This is a genomic window from Pelomonas caseinilytica, assembly GCF_021353235.1.
In the GTDB taxonomy this organism is placed as follows: domain Bacteria; phylum Pseudomonadota; class Gammaproteobacteria; order Burkholderiales; family Burkholderiaceae_C; genus Pelomonas; species Pelomonas caseinilytica.
Window position 1 is genome coordinate 1 of the sequence record NZ_JAJTWT010000021.1, and the last position, 13,714, is coordinate 13,714.

A 13,714-nucleotide genomic window follows, 5' to 3' on the forward strand; every position below is an offset into this window, starting at 1 on the left:
CCGTTCTCGGCGCCAATGCTGCTCAATCGCGTCAGCCGCTGCCGAGCCCGTCATGAACGCGAACTGCTCGCCGGACTTGCCCCGTCAACGCGTTGCGCCGAAATGGATTTTGCAGGTCTGACTTATTACCGGCAAACCCATTTCACCCATCACAGTCACAATTCTGCCGTTCCCAATGCAGGTGGCGCTCGTTGGCCACATTTTATTGAATACTCGTGGTGATCGACAGGTGCAACAGACGGCACCTCATGGGGAATTCTGGAAAGGTCTGAAGCCGTATCGAGGAAAGACAAAGACCAACGGACTCTCCGGTGGCAAAAGGAGGTTCTACGAGTGGGATCACACTCATGGCGATGTCGAGCAGTATGATTCCCAGGGAAGACATCTGGGAAGCGTCGATGCAGAGACGGGTGACCAAACCAAAGATGCAGTACCGGGTAGAAAGATTGATCTATGAGCAAGTCGATTCATTGTTGTGCCGATATGCACGAGGCACTGGCTACGGAAAATAGCGCCTTGCGTTTCGTGCCCAAGTTCAGAGAATACGGAATAGCGGTCGTGGATGGCGGCAGCAGCTTTATTGAGATCCATTACTGTCCCTGGTGTGGAAAAAGGCTTCCAGAGTCGTTGCGATCTACCTGGTTCCAACGACTGGAGGAAGAAGGTGTTGATCCCTTCGGAGATGATGTCCCGGAGAGATATTTGGACGGTCGGTGGTACGACTGGTCAATGAGCTAATGCGAGCGGTCGAGCCAGCGGCTTCAACTTCGACGAGCCCGTCCGAATTTCTGTGTGCAAGGCCTTGAATAGCCTGCCCGTATATAGAACGCTGCACAGGTGTTCTCCAGAAAGAGCCTGCGGGGCGAGCGCCAGGGATGGCCATCGGGCACCTCGGCGAGGAGCCTGGCCACCTGAGACGGCACCAAGCTAAAGGGCCGAGTCGCAAACAGGCCGAGCTGGTGTAATACGGTGGAATTGCCCATGCGAGATCGGTGGATCAGTCGCGATACCACCGAACTGAAGTGCTCGTCGGACGTAGGCGTCGGAAGGAAGGCCAGCATGGGAGATGCTCAGCCCAACAGCTGTGCGTCATCCATGACCGTCCGTGAGACGCAACGTCGCGCACGAAGACCCAAGGCTTGTGCTGATCGCCGTCGCCTTGGCCGAATCCGGCACGGATGGCGGCCTCGACTTGCTTGTCAGAAGGGTTGCGGTTCTTCATAGCCGCCTGAGCCAGTGGGACATGGGCGCTGCATCAGGCGGTACAATGAAGCTCTGATCGGGGCTTGCCGGCTAGGCACGCCTCTTGAAGCTTGGCTTCCCAGATCGCTTCTGTGCTGTGCTGAAGGCTGCCTAGGACGAAAAGTTTTTAGTCGCTCGGCGGCAAGAGTTCAATCGCAGTAGAAGCGTTGAGTCGCCTTGAAACCTGTAAAGGAGCCCGACGCCAATGGGACAAAGTCTTTTGTTCTGCGTTCGGTTTTTGGACAGAATTTTTCATCCGGGGCAGAATTAATTCCCCCGGGACATTCCGGACGAGCGTCATGGCCAGCGTCAACAAAGTCATCCTCATCGGCAACCTCGGCCGCGACCCCGAGGTCCGTTACAACCCCAATGGCGGCGCCTGGTGCACGATCAGCCTGGCCACCACCCGCAACTGGAAGAACCGCGAGACCGGCGAGCGCCAGGAAGAGACCGAGTGGCACCGCGTCGTCTTCAACGACCGCCTGGCCGAGATCGCCGGCGAATACCTGAAGAAGGGCCGCCCGGTCTACGTCGAAGGCCGCCTCAAGACCCGCAAGTGGCAGGACAAGGAAGGCCGCGACACCTACACCACCGAAATCATCGCCGACCAGATGCAGCTGCTGGGCAGCCGTGAAGGCATGGGTGGCGGCGACGAAGGCGGCGGTGGCGGCAGCTATGGCCGCGGTGGCGACGACATGGGTGGCGGCGCCAGCCGCCCCGCAGCCCGGCCGGCCGCCGCACGCCCGGCCGCGGCCCCGCGCGCGCCCGCCCCGGCGCCCAAGGCGGCCACCGGCTTCGACGACATGGACGACGACATTCCGTTCTAGAAAACACCTCTCTCTTAGTTGTCAACATCGGGCCCGCAGCCCAATAGCTGCGGGCCTTTTTCGTTGTTTACATCGCCTTCCTTGTTCGGTGTTGGGGCTGGGTATCGTCCACCCCCATGGTGCGTAAACAAGAAAACCCATACCTGATCCGCAAAGTGGTGCTCGCTTCAGGCGAGCGCTTTCCGGTGCTTCTCGAGCGGGCTACAGGACTGCCGCTCTACAAGCCGACGCTGTACGCGTTGACCCGGCTTCGGACGAAGAACCGCGCGAGTGAAACGATCGGCCAATGCAGCCTGGCCATCATTGTCCTGATGCGCTTCTTGAACGACCACCGGATCGATCTTGACGAGCGAATGGCTAGTGGACGGCTGTTCACTCTCTCAGAAATCGAAACGCTCGTTCGGTACTGCCGTACGTTGGTGTGCGATCTGGAGCAATTGAAGCCGAAACCGCCGCCGACTCGCGCTTCGAAAGTTTCTTCACTTGAACGCGCTCGGATGCGGAAACGAGGAAGGGCAACTACTCGTGAGCTGACGACCGGCAGTGCTGGAACCAGAGGTCTCTATATCGCCAATTACCTGCAATGGCTGGTGGAGTTGAGGGCCACCGATGCAATTGTGAAACCGCATCCAGAACTGGCCGCCGCCGCCGCATTATCTATTGGGGCGTTGCGTGAACACCTGCCCTCGAAGCATGGGCATTCGACTTCCAATCGCAAAGGATTCACCAAAGCTACGCGAGAACGGATTCTCGAAGTAGTATCACCCAGCTCCCAAGAAAATCCTTGGCCCGAACGGCATTGTAAATATCGGAACGAGTTAATTGTTAAATGGCTTCTGCACTTGGGCATCCGCCGTGGCGAATTTCTTGGAATTCGAATCAGCGACGTTGATTTCCAGCGGAATGAAGTAACCATTCACCGTCGCGCCGATGACGTAGAGTACCCAAAGGCCGACGAGCCAAATACTAAAACTTACGCTCGACTTCTGCCGCTTTCGGACGAGATGGCTTCTTTGGCGCGCAACTATATCCTTAAGCATCGGAGTCAAATAAAAGGCGCTAGAAAACACAAGTACCTTCTCGTTGCCAGCAACACTGGAGACCCGTTAGGAAAATCGGCGTTCGCCAAAATATTTATCGGGATTAAAAAGAAGCTGAATAGCGAGGCGAAAGTCCACGCGCACTTGTTTCGGCACACTTGGAACGATGATTTTTCAGAGCAAATGGATCGCGAGAAGATTCCGGAAGACCGCGAACGTAAGGTGCGTTCGGTGCTGATGGGCTGGTCTCCAACGTCAGGAACTGCCGCGACCTATACGAAGCGTCACGTCGAGAAAAAAGCCCGCGAAGCAAGTTTGGCAATGCAGAGAAAGTATGTGAAGGAAAAGAAGCAATGAGCAGCCCAGCAGTCATTAAATCGCCTGCGCCCCTGGATCTGCTTCAGTTACCGGCGACGGTAACAACGAGAGACGGAGCCACATTTGACCCGCGCTTAGATCTATGGTCATACCGGGAAGCCCTGCAAAATGTTTATATCGACATACAACGTTCGATCGCAGACTTCGCGCCGGATCTCGTCCTTCCTGCGAAAAAGGCACTGATCTGGTATGCAATGAACCGATCCCCAGGGCATTTCAGCACGATGCATTCGAGGCTCGCCCATTTCCTCAAATTTCGGTCATCGCTTCCTGATGTTGGGACCGAGATTCGCTCGACGGACATCATCAACTACAAAGCGTGGCTACCCGAAAACCAAGCGTGGTATCTCTCCTCTCTGTCCGGATTTTTAAAGCGGTGGCATCGCCTGGGATATCGTGGCGTCCACGAAGACGTTGTGCGTCTATTGGACTCGCTAACGCTTTCCGGAGTTAGAAAAGGCGCGGCTGTTTCATCAATGGATCCGCTTAAGGGACCGCTCACGAATGTGGAGGTCGAAGCGGTCCAAGATGCAATACATGCAGCCTATGCAGATGGAACGATGGACGAGCGAGATTATCTTCTGTCTATTCTTTTCATGGCGCTGGGATGCAGGTCGATTCAATTCGCTTCTCTCAAAGTCTGCGACCTACGGCTTGAGGCGACAGATCAAGGTGACCAAGCCTACTTTCTTTCGATCCCAAGGGCTAAACAACGCGGGCAAATGTCTCGCACGCTTTTTAAAGAAAGGGCATTAACACCGCAGTTGGGCTCGGCCCTATACGAATATGCCGACCGAGTTCGTCAGGAATATTCAGAACTGTTGACCGACCCCAGCCAGGCACCACTCTTTCCGCAAAAGAGAGCTAAACAGTGCCCTGCAGGATTCGAATATCACATGACAGCCGCCTCTTTAGGAGACGCGCTTACCGCAGCCCTATCAAAGCTGGGCGTTATCTCTGAGCGCACCGGTGAAGAATTGAATATCTCACCGGTTCGCTTCCGCAGAACTCTTGGCACCCGCGCAGCACAGGAAGGCCACGGAGAGTTAGTTATAGCAGAACTGTTAGATCACAACGATACTCAAAATGTTGGTGTCTACACTGCCTCGACGCCCGAAATAGCCAACCGCATTGATCGCGCAATTGCGATGACCATGGCGCCCTTGGCTCAGGCATTTAAAGGCATTGTCATTCGAGATGAGTCACAAGCGACGCGGCATGGGGACAGTTCAAGTCGGATTGTTGACCTCCGGATCGATCGATCCGCGTCACCTATGGGATCTTGCGGACAATATTCATTCTGCGCATTCAATGCCCCTGTCGCTTGCTACACCTGCTCTAGCTTTGAGCCTTGGTTAGACGGGCCGCACGAGGCTGTGCTTAACCATCTGATTGAAAGAAGAGAACAGTTGCTTGCAACGACAGACCAACGTTTGGCTTCGGTTAATGACCGTACGATATACGCAGTAGCAGAAGTTATTCAATTGTGCGAGGCATTTAGGGCTTCTGAAGTGGGAGCGCATGAGTAACATCGTTCAATTCATTCCCCGCGCCGACCTAGATGCGCTCACGAATCTCAATGCGTTTATCGCGGTGTGCAAAGACAAACTGACGGTATTTGGCGCGAGTTTGCCTTTTGAAAGCAACAGTTGGGTGGTTACCGAGGACATCAACTTGAAGGGCAAAAGTTCGGCTGTTCGACTGGTCTTCAGTTCTTGGTCGACTGTCGAGGATAAAGAACCGCAGCCGATGAAGGAACCCTTTCTGTCTTTTGCCAAGAGCTATATTCGTTATCAGCACTCGCTTAGGCCGACGAAGGCAGTAGGCCCCAGACTAGCGGCGTTACGCGCATTAGAAGCAGCGCTCGCTGAATTCTCCCCCGTACCGAACGCCGCATTGGTCACACACCAAGTGCTAGATCGTGCCGCGCAACTCATTGCATCGAAGTTCACGCCAGCAGTTGCCTATCGCGTAGGTGGGCAACTGCAGATGGTGTCAGATCTGCTCGTGGACCACCGCTCAGTTGCGGTCCTAAGCAAATGGCTGAACCCAATATCAAGGCCACTAGAAAACGGTGCACGCGTTGGCAAAGAGTTTGATGAGAAACGGCAGCAGAAGTTGCCATCGCCGGTAGCACTTGACGCGCTAGCTCGTGCGTTCCACGCGGCAGTCGAAGCACAAGATGTCGTCGTTACGTCAGTTGCCGCCATTCTTTGTTCAGCGCCAGACCGCATACATGAAGTGCTGCTGCTGCCTGAAAACTGCGAGGTGTTGAGCCCCAACCCCACCACCAACGAACAGGAGTACGGACTCCGCTGGCACCCGGGTAAAGGTGCCGATCCCATGGTCAAGTGGGTGGTCCGGGCGATGGCAGACGTTGTTAGGAAGGCCGTCTCGCAACTGAGGCAGATTTCTGCGCCAGCACGGGAGATCGCCCGCTGGTACGAAAGCCACCCGAAGCGCATGTTTCTTCCGCCGTCATTGGAGCACCTTCGGCAGCAAGAGCGCATCACGTTGTCAGATTTGGCTCAAGCACTCTTTGCCGAGGGCGGCTCAGTCCGATCTGCGCGAACTTGGCTGATTGAAAAAGATATTGAGTACTCCGGTCCGAGGGGTCAGCAGACTGTCGCTTTTGACGATGTCGAGAAAGCCGTTGTCGCTATGCTTCCCGCCGGTTTTCCTGTGGCAGACAGTGAACTGGACTTGAAATACAGCGACATGCTCTGTGTCGTCCGCAGAAACACTCTACATAGCGAGCGCGGCGTATATCACGGCGCGATTGAGAAGGTAACGCAAGGCCAAATCTACGACAAATTGGCTGGCAGCGCCGCAAAGATGGACTGGACAATTTTTGCCCGCCTAGGATTTTACGAGGACGATGGAAGCGTCGTTCGAATTACTAGCCACCAATTTAGGCATTATCTAAACACGCTCGCGCAAATGGGCGGGCTGAGCCAGCTTGATATTGCGAAGTGGTCCGGAAGAAGGCATATCAGCCAGAACAACGGATACGACCACGAATCAAGCCGCGATGTCGTAGAGTACGTTCGAAAGATGTCGAATTCCGAGCACCAATCAGTTGGACCGCTCGCGCGTCTAAAAGGTGTAACGCTCATCCCTCGCGACGAATTTGCGCGACTGAAAATTCCGACCGCTCATACCACGGAATTTGGATATTGCGTGCATGATTTTACGATGACGCCTTGCCAGATTCATCTTGACTGCATGAATTGCGATGAGCAGGTCTGTATTAAGGGTGATCGCATCCGGGAGGAAAACTTGCGTCGCCAACGGGAGGAAACGCGGCAGTTGCTTGTGGCCGCCGTGGAAGGCCGGTCTGAAGGTTACGCGGGAACTGATCGCTGGATAACGCACCAGACGCGGACCCTCAAACGCATGGACCAACTGTGCGAGATCCTTGATGATCCTCGTGTACCCGTCGGCGCAGTGATCCAACCTTCGGGCGTCGTGCCGGCTTCACGCATCGAGCAGGCAGCGCAGAAGCGGTTGGCCGGCCAACGCGATCCGAGAACCAAAGGAGCCCGCCAGCGCCTTACCGAAAGTATGTCGACTCCAAGGTTGGGGCGTCAGGAAGGGAGCGCGTGATGGCCCGAGCCAGAAATCTGCGCGACAGTGACATTGAGATGATCGTGACCCTCCTTGACGGTTGGGTCGGCCCACTTACTTGGAACGCATTGATCGACGAAGTCGAGCGCCGTCTGCACGTGCGATACGTGAGACAGGCCCTGCACAAGCATGTGCGGATAGCCGACGCTTTCAGAGAACGACAAGGTGCTCTGCGCGAGGACGACGGCCCCGCCCCTGAAGTCCCTAGTTCACCTGAAATACAGACAATCGCCCGCTTGGAGGCAGAGAACGATCGGCTTAAGGCTGAGAACCAGAGATTGCTCGAGCAGTTCCTAGTCTGGGCTTACAACGCGAACAGCAGTGGCATCTCCGAGGAGGTCCTCAGTCGGCCATTGCCGGTAGTAAATAGAGGACGTTCAGACGGTGAGAAGACCGGTGAAGCACTAAAAAGGGTCAAGTAGCACTCGGGCTGGTATCGGTCCAGGTGGACTGCGCGTCCGATGGCGGCGCCCGGCCGCTAGTCAAGATCAAGAGCAAGTGAGCGGTGCAGCGTATGTGTGATCCTGAAGCCTTGGCAGCAAACTGGGGCGCTTGCGACGGCTGGCAGCCAGAGAAGGGGCCGCGCAGCCCTTGGAAGACGCGCTACTTCCTGGATACCGAGTTCACCGACTTCGAGTCGTTCCAACTCATCAGCGTGGCCATCGTGGGCGAGGATGGGCGCGAGTTCTACGCTGAGCGGACCGACTTTGAAGTGGCGCAGTGCAGCACCTTCACTTGCGAGGTCGTGCTTCCCCTGCTCGGGCGCTTGCCCGGGCGTGCGATGCCGTCTGATCAACTGCGCGAAGAGTTGCGGGCGTGGCTGCTTGCTACACCACGCAAGCCCAAGCCCGTGCTGTGCTACGACTTCGAGGGGGACGTCTATCTGGTTGAGCGGCTGCTTGGCGGTGCGCTGCCAAGCGGCTGGAAGCTAGAGAACATCGAGCAAAAGATCGACGAGGCCCGTCGAACTGCTTTCCTGACACAACAGGGGGGCGAGCACCACGCTCTACAGGACGCGCGGGCCAACGCCCGTGCCTTTCTCTGATGGCGTTTCGGACATGATTACCCGCAACTGATGCGATGGCACGACAAGATGAACTGCCAGGGCCACAGGAGATCGTGGGTGGCAAGCTGTGTCTCGACGAAGAACAGCGGATGCTGCTTCTGGGAGCCATTCGCACCATTGCAGCACCGGAGCCGTAAAGCGAGGGTGCATGCGGGAGAGTCGGCGGCAAGATCAGGCCGACTGTGCGCCGCGGCAAGGACGGCGGCCTGTCGCCCCTACACTTCGTCAACAGGCCACGAGCGGCCTGGCTTCCCAGAGCAGATTGATGACCGCACCCGACGTTTCCACGCTTTCCTACATTGAACTCGTGGCTCTCAGCAAAGAGTTGGATCGACAAATCGCGGCCAAGCGCGGCGAAGAGTTGAAGGTTATGGCGGACGGGTTCGCCAAGAAAGTTCAGGCAGCCGGCTTCACTGTTCGGGAGGCCATCGATGAACTGGAGACCTACGACACGCCCGAGGCGCGCACGAAGAAGCGCCCAGCCAGCACGGCAGCGCCGATGTACCGTGATCCCGCAAATCCTGAGAACACTTGGAGCGGCCGCGGCCTCCCCGCCAAGTGGCTGAAGGCATACGAAATTCAGGGCCGGTCTCGGGAAGAGTTCCGCGTTAACGGCTGAGAGTCTGCAGGCCCGCGACTCCGGCATTCCACGGCGCCTTGGTTGACGAGCGCGTGTAAGACATCCTGTCTATGGGGCATCACTACGTCCCTGCTCGGTACCTGGCCGGCTTCACGCGCGATGACCGGCTCTGGGGCTTTCACAAAGCGGCCGGGCGGCCGTTCAAGACCAAGCCGGATTCGATCGCCAACGAGCGCCAGCTGTACTCTGAAGAACTTGAGAACCTGCTCAACAACGACATCGAGCAGCCGGCCAATGTGGTGCTTGAGAAGATCAGTCTGAGGCAGCGCCTCGACGCGGGTGATCAAGAGGCGCTGGCGCGTTACATGGTGATCATGTTGAAGCGCGTGCCCGCCGCTCGAGCCCGCGTGCTGGAGATGACGCCCGGCGTGGCCGATGAGGTCACCGACGAGCTGATCCGTGATCTCCATTCTTTGAAGGGGCGCGCTGCAATCTCGGATGCCAAGTACTCCGCCATGTTGGCTGAAGCAGCGCGCGTTCGCGAGACGCTGAAGGTCGACCGGTCTTCAGCGACGTGGTGGGGAACATTGGCGCCAAAGGAGTCAGACCGAGTCGCCGACGGCATGTTGAAGATGAACTGGGCGCTGGTGACAGACCCTACTGGCCAAGTGCTGACCTGCGACAACCCTGTCTATTTCTTCCCGTGGGCCGGCATCAGCCGCCCAGAGTCGGAACTGATCTTTCCCATCGACCAGCACACCGTGCTTCTTGGAACCCATGAGCTGTTCCCGACGTGCTCATACATCGAGGGAAAGGCAGTTGCGTTGCGAGAAATGAATCGGCGCACGATCGGCAACGCTGATCGTCACATCTTCGCGGCCGACAGCTTCGGCTGGGTGATGAAGGCCATCAAGAACGGCGGAGGGCCCCGCCTCAGATTGCGGGTCAACGGTTAGGCCCCTTAGGATGTGCCGCTTCGCGCTGCTAGGCTGATGTGTCGCGCTTTTTGTCTAGCCGAGATGTTTGAAGAAATACACCCAGGAGAAATCCTCCATGAGGATTTCATGAAGCCACTCGGCATCTCAGCAGTCCGTCTGGCTTCCTGCATCGGATTGTCCGCCGCGAGTATCCGGCGATTGATGCGGGGCAATCGAAGGCTCACCGCAGAGACTGCACTGCGTCTCGGGCTGTTCTTCAGCATGGAGCCACGCTTCTGGACGAATCTGCAGGCCGACTACGACCTGCGGACAGCAGCCCGAAAATCGTTGAAGAACCTTCGATTTCGAGTCAAGCCCCTTGCCCCGGAAGCGCGGCCAGGACGTACCTGAGTTGGCCGGACGGATACCTTGCAACCAGCCTAATGCGGTCCGCAATGGCATCAGTAGCCGCCGTCCAAATAAGAAAACCCCCGGCATTGCCGGGGGTCTGAACGCCTTCGCTGTCATCGCGGGCGCCTGCTCAGGGAGGAAAAGCAGGGAGCAGATGCTCAAAGCGAATCGTAAGGGCGCTGACTGACTGCCCGCTTTCACCGATCCCCAAGCCGCACCCGCTCCTCAACCCACCTGTGAACCAAGGTGCTCGCATCGCGACGCGCGTCCTGCAAGGCCTGCTCCCGTGTGTCCCGGTACCGGATGCATTCATGCCGCAGCGCTGTGCCGCTCGTGGTGTCCACAGCGAACCGGACTACCCCTAGGTACCCCAGCTCGTAGAGCTGCACCGAGGCCAGCGCAGAGACGGAGCCGTCCGTGGCGAAGAAGAGGTTGTTCATGGGGTCTCCTTGACGCTTGGCGAGCGTGTGTTCATCGAAGGGTAGGAGGCAGTCGCAACCGGTTCAAGTCATGACCATGGGAAGGCCCTATCGGAAGTCCCTGCTGCTGGTCTCCAGCTCACCCAGCCATCCTGTCAGGTCTTCCACTCGCTGAGCGATCAGGCTGCAGGCGTCACCCTGCCGCTGCCACCGTCCCCGGACAGCGAGCAGCCGTGACCCCAGCAACTCCTTGCGCTGCGCCTCCTTCACGCTCGGCCAGACGATGACCTGCACGTTGCCCGTCTCGTCCTCGAGGCTCACGAACATCACGCCCTTGGCCGTCTCCGGCTGCTGCCGCAGCGTGACGATGCCGCAGTAGTCCAGCTCGCGGCCGTCACGCATCTGCGAGAGTTGCTGCGCCGTCACGAAGCGCCGCTCCTTGAGCCTCGGCCTCAACAGCTGCAGGGGATGGCTGCGCAGCGTCAAACCCAGGGTGCGGTAGTCCCACACCACCTCTTCACCTTCGGCCGCAGCCTGCAGCTCCAGCACTGGCTCGTCGACAGGCGCCTGGCGCAGCAGCTCCGGCGGCTTGCGCAGCGCCGCGGCATCCCACACCTGCTGGCGCCGATGGCCGCTGAGGCTCATCAGAGCATCAGCCGCCGCGAGCTGCCGCAGATCCTGATGCTCCAGATCCGCAAGACGCGCGAGCTCCTCCGCACTCTCGAAGTAAGCATGGGTGCGCGCGTCCATGATCCGCTGAGTCGACGCTTCCTTGAGTCCTTGCACCAGCCGCAGCCCCAGTCGCACCGCCGGCTGGTGCTCGATGTCCTCCAGTGTGCAGTCCCAATCGCTGTGCAGCACATCGGCCGGCCGGACCTCGACGCCATGCCGCCGCGCGTCCTGCACCAACTGGCTCGGCGTGTAGAAGCCCAGCGGCTGGCTGTTCAGCATCGCGCACAGAAACTCCGCTGGGTGATGCTTCTTCACCCAGCACGAGGCATAGACCAGGATGGCGAAGCTGGCCGCATGACTCTCCGGGAAGCCATAGCTGGAGAAGCCCTTCATCTGCTCGAACACATTCCTCGCGAAGTCGAGGCTGTAGCCGCGGGCCAGCATGCCCTCGATGATGCGCGGTTCGTACTTGTTGAGGCTGCCGGTCCGCCGCCAGGCCGCCATCGCGCGCCTCAGCCCGTCCGCTTCGCCCGGCGTGAAGCCGGCACAAAGGATGGCGAGCTGCATGCACTGCTCCTGGAACAGCGGCACGCCAAGGGTGCGCCCCAGCGCCTTCTCGATCTCCGCGCTCGGATAGGTGACCGGCTCCTGGCCGTTGCGGCGGTTCAGGTACGGGTGCACCGAGCCGCCCTGGATGGGCCCGGGCCGCACGATCGCGACCTGCACCACGAGGTCGTAGAAGCACCGCGGCTGGTGCCGCGGCAGCATCGACATCTGCGCCCGGCTCTCGATCTGGAAGACGCCGACCGTGTCGGCCTTGCAGATCATGTCGTAGGTCTCGGGGTCCTCGGGCGGGATGTCCTGCATCTCGAAGACATGGCCTCTGCGCAGCCCGATGAGATCCAGCGACTTGTGCAGTGCCGTGAGCATGCCCAGGGCCAGCACGTCGACCTTGAGCAGCCCCATCAGGTCAAGATCGTCCTTGTCCCACTGGATGACCGTCCGGTCTTCCATTGCCGCGTTCTCGATGGGCACGATGCGGCTGAGCGGCCCGTTGGTCAGCACAAAGCCGCCCGGGTGCTGGCTCAAGTGCCGCGGGAAGCCCTGCAGTTGTTCGACCAGCGTGCGCAACTGCTTGATGAGCAGGCTGTCGTTGTTCAGCCCGGCCTCGGCGATGACGTCGTCGCCGATGGCGGTGTCCCACTGGCTGATGCCCTTGCTGAGACGCTCCAGCGCATCCTCGTCGAGCCCGAGTGCTTTGCCGACATCCCGCAGCGCGCTCTTGGGCCGGTAGCTGGTCACGATGGCCGTGAGCGCGGCGCGGTCGCGGCCGTATTTGCGGTAGAGGTACTGGATGACCTCTTCACGCCGTTCGTGCTCGAAGTCGACGTCGATGTCGGGCGGCTCGCCGCGCTCCTTGCTGATGAAGCGCTCGAACAGCATCGAGCTTCTGAGCGGGTCCACCTCTGTCACGCCGCAGCAGTAGCAGACTACGCTGTTAGCCGCCGAGCCGCGGCCCTGGCACAGGATGCCCTGGCTGCGTGCAAAGGCGACGATGTCGTAGACGGTGAGGAAGTAGTGCTCGTACTGCATCTCCGCGATGAGGGCGAGCTCGTGCTCGATCTGGGCCTGGGCCTCAGCCGGCACGCCATGAGGCCAGCGCCGCCCCGCGCCCTCGTAGACGATGCGGCGCAGGTAGCTCTGCGGCGTCTCGCCGGCGGGGATGACCTCATCCGGGTACTGGTACTTCAGCTCGTCGAGGCTGAACTCACAGCGCTCGGCAACGCGCAGCGTTTCCAGCATCAGCTCCGGCGGACAGCGCTCCGCGATGCGTCGGCGGGTGCGCAGGTGCTGCTCGGCGTTCTGGCGCAGCTTCAAGCCGCACTCGCGAATCGGCATGCGCAGCCTCGTGGCGGTCAGGACGTCCTGCAGCGGCTTGCGCGAGCGGACGTGCATGTGTACGTCGCCGACCGCGACCACCGGCACGGCCGTCAGTTCGCTGCATTCGCGCAGCTTGTAGAGCTGCACCTCATCGTCCAGGCGCCTCAGTTGCTCCCAGCCCAGCCAGCAGCAGCCTGTCCAATGGTGCAGCAGCCACTTGGCGATGGTCTGCATCTGCTCCAGCGTGCAGCTGCGGTCCGGTACCGCGATGACGACGCAGTCGGCGAGCGTCGTGCTGTCGATCTCGTCCAGGTCGAGGTGATAGGTCCCCTTCTCGGATCGCCGGCGTAGGTGGGTGATGAACTCGCACAGGTTGCCGTAGCCGTTGCGGTTGGTGGCCAGCACGACGAAGCTGAACGGCGTGTCTGATCGGACCTCGAACTGGCTGCCGACCAGCAGCTTGATGCCGGCCTCCTTGGCGGCCACATGGGCGCGGACGATCCCGGCCAGGCTGCATTCGTCCACGATGGCGATGGCGCTGTAGCCCAGCGCCTTGGCGCGCTCCACCAGCTCCTCCGGGCGGCTCGCACCGCGCAGGAAGGTGAAGTTGCTGACGCAGCGCAACTCGGCGTAGGGTGGGATCACGTCGACGCC

General features: G+C 59.4%; 14 protein-coding genes. 12 read left to right on the forward strand and 2 right to left on the reverse strand.

The annotated features are described in order from the left end of the window. The 12 genes from LXT12_RS25930 to LXT12_RS25975 form a co-directional block, all read left to right on the forward strand. On the forward strand, window positions 1-222 hold a 222-nt coding region (locus LXT12_RS25930), incomplete at its 5' end, for a hypothetical protein (RefSeq protein ID WP_233395319.1). After that, complete coding sequence (locus LXT12_RS27175; protein ID WP_419964796.1) at window positions 176-457, forward strand: colicin E3/pyocin S6 family cytotoxin; 282 nt, start codon at window positions 176-178, stop codon at window positions 455-457. The genes LXT12_RS25930 and LXT12_RS27175, both read left to right, overlap by 47 nt. Next, window positions 454-738, forward strand: coding sequence for a DUF6980 family protein (locus tag LXT12_RS27180; protein ID WP_419964797.1), 285 nt, complete (start codon window positions 454-456; stop codon window positions 736-738). Before LXT12_RS27175 ends, LXT12_RS27180 begins: the two co-directional genes overlap by 4 nt. Before the next feature lie 367 nt (window positions 739-1,105). Continuing rightward, window positions 1,106-1,279: a hypothetical protein gene (locus LXT12_RS25935; RefSeq protein WP_233395320.1), complete on the forward strand. Its 174-nt coding sequence runs from the start codon at window positions 1,106-1,108 to the stop codon at window positions 1,277-1,279. A gap of 262 nt (window positions 1,280-1,541) precedes the next feature. Further along, a complete protein-coding gene (gene ssb / locus LXT12_RS25940) occupies window positions 1,542-2,069 on the forward strand; it encodes a single-stranded DNA-binding protein (protein ID WP_233395322.1) in 528 nt (175 codons plus the stop codon). A 116-nt stretch (window positions 2,070-2,185) separates the two neighbouring features. Beyond that, a complete protein-coding gene (locus LXT12_RS25945; protein ID WP_233395324.1) occupies window positions 2,186-3,466 on the forward strand; it encodes a tyrosine-type recombinase/integrase in 1,281 nt (426 codons plus the stop codon). Next, window positions 3,463-5,016, forward strand: coding sequence for a site-specific integrase (locus LXT12_RS25950; protein ID WP_233395326.1), 1,554 nt, complete (start codon window positions 3,463-3,465; stop codon window positions 5,014-5,016). The genes LXT12_RS25945 and LXT12_RS25950 overlap by 4 nt, the downstream gene beginning before the upstream one ends. Further along, window positions 5,009-7,093: an integrase gene (locus LXT12_RS25955; protein ID WP_233395328.1), complete on the forward strand. Its 2,085-nt coding sequence runs from the start codon at window positions 5,009-5,011 to the stop codon at window positions 7,091-7,093. The genes LXT12_RS25950 and LXT12_RS25955 overlap by 8 nt, the downstream gene beginning before the upstream one ends. A gap of 535 nt (window positions 7,094-7,628) precedes the next feature. Next, window positions 7,629-8,159 (forward strand): 3'-5' exonuclease family protein, encoded by a 531-nt coding sequence (locus LXT12_RS25960; RefSeq protein ID WP_233395330.1) that lies wholly within the window; start codon window positions 7,629-7,631, stop codon window positions 8,157-8,159. A 286-nt stretch (window positions 8,160-8,445) separates the two neighbouring features. Continuing rightward, window positions 8,446-8,799: an H-NS histone family protein gene (locus LXT12_RS25965; protein ID WP_233395331.1), complete on the forward strand. Its 354-nt coding sequence runs from the start codon at window positions 8,446-8,448 to the stop codon at window positions 8,797-8,799. Between the two features lie 71 nt (window positions 8,800-8,870). Next, window positions 8,871-9,716 (forward strand): DUF4238 domain-containing protein, encoded by an 846-nt coding sequence (locus LXT12_RS25970; protein WP_233395333.1) that lies wholly within the window; start codon window positions 8,871-8,873, stop codon window positions 9,714-9,716. 63 nt (window positions 9,717-9,779) lie between these two features. Beyond that, complete coding sequence (locus tag LXT12_RS25975; protein ID WP_255763796.1) at window positions 9,780-10,088, forward strand: HigA family addiction module antitoxin; 309 nt, start codon at window positions 9,780-9,782, stop codon at window positions 10,086-10,088. Window positions 10,089-10,285: 197 nt separating this feature from the next. Here the strand turns inward: LXT12_RS25975 and LXT12_RS25980 are convergent, their stop codons facing one another. Then, window positions 10,286-10,528 (reverse strand): hypothetical protein, encoded by a 243-nt coding sequence (locus LXT12_RS25980; protein WP_233395341.1) that lies wholly within the window; start codon window positions 10,526-10,528, stop codon window positions 10,286-10,288. A gap of 87 nt (window positions 10,529-10,615) precedes the next feature. Further along, window positions 10,616-13,705 carry an error-prone DNA polymerase gene (locus LXT12_RS25985; protein WP_233395342.1) on the reverse strand — a complete coding sequence of 1,030 codons (3,090 nt, stop codon included), beginning with the start codon at window positions 13,703-13,705 and terminating at the stop codon, window positions 10,616-10,618. Window positions 13,706-13,714: the final 9 nt, after the last annotated feature.

Bases quoted from the DNA above. Each gene is read 5' to 3' on its own strand.
- LXT12_RS25950 (WP_233395326.1), top strand. From the start codon at position 3,463: ATGAGCAGCCCAGCAGTCATTAAATCGCCTGCGCCCCTGGATCTGCTT.
- ssb (WP_233395322.1), top strand. From the start codon at position 1,542: ATGGCCAGCGTCAACAAAGTCATCCTCATCGGCAACCTCGGCCGCGAC.
- LXT12_RS25970 (WP_233395333.1), top strand. From the start codon at position 8,871: ATGGGGCATCACTACGTCCCTGCTCGGTACCTGGCCGGCTTCACGCGC.
- LXT12_RS27180 (WP_419964797.1), top strand. From the start codon at position 454: ATGAGCAAGTCGATTCATTGTTGTGCCGATATGCACGAGGCACTGGCT.
- LXT12_RS25980 (WP_233395341.1), bottom strand. From the start codon at position 10,528: ATGAACAACCTCTTCTTCGCCACGGACGGCTCCGTCTCTGCGCTGGCC.
- LXT12_RS25945 (WP_233395324.1), top strand. From the start codon at position 2,186: ATGGTGCGTAAACAAGAAAACCCATACCTGATCCGCAAAGTGGTGCTC.
- LXT12_RS25965 (WP_233395331.1), top strand. From the start codon at position 8,446: ATGACCGCACCCGACGTTTCCACGCTTTCCTACATTGAACTCGTGGCT.
- LXT12_RS25975 (WP_255763796.1), top strand. From the start codon at position 9,780: ATGTTTGAAGAAATACACCCAGGAGAAATCCTCCATGAGGATTTCATG.
- LXT12_RS27175 (WP_419964796.1), top strand. From the start codon at position 176: ATGCAGGTGGCGCTCGTTGGCCACATTTTATTGAATACTCGTGGTGAT.
- LXT12_RS25955 (WP_233395328.1), top strand. From the start codon at position 5,009: ATGAGTAACATCGTTCAATTCATTCCCCGCGCCGACCTAGATGCGCTC.
- LXT12_RS25960 (WP_233395330.1), top strand. From the start codon at position 7,629: ATGTGTGATCCTGAAGCCTTGGCAGCAAACTGGGGCGCTTGCGACGGC.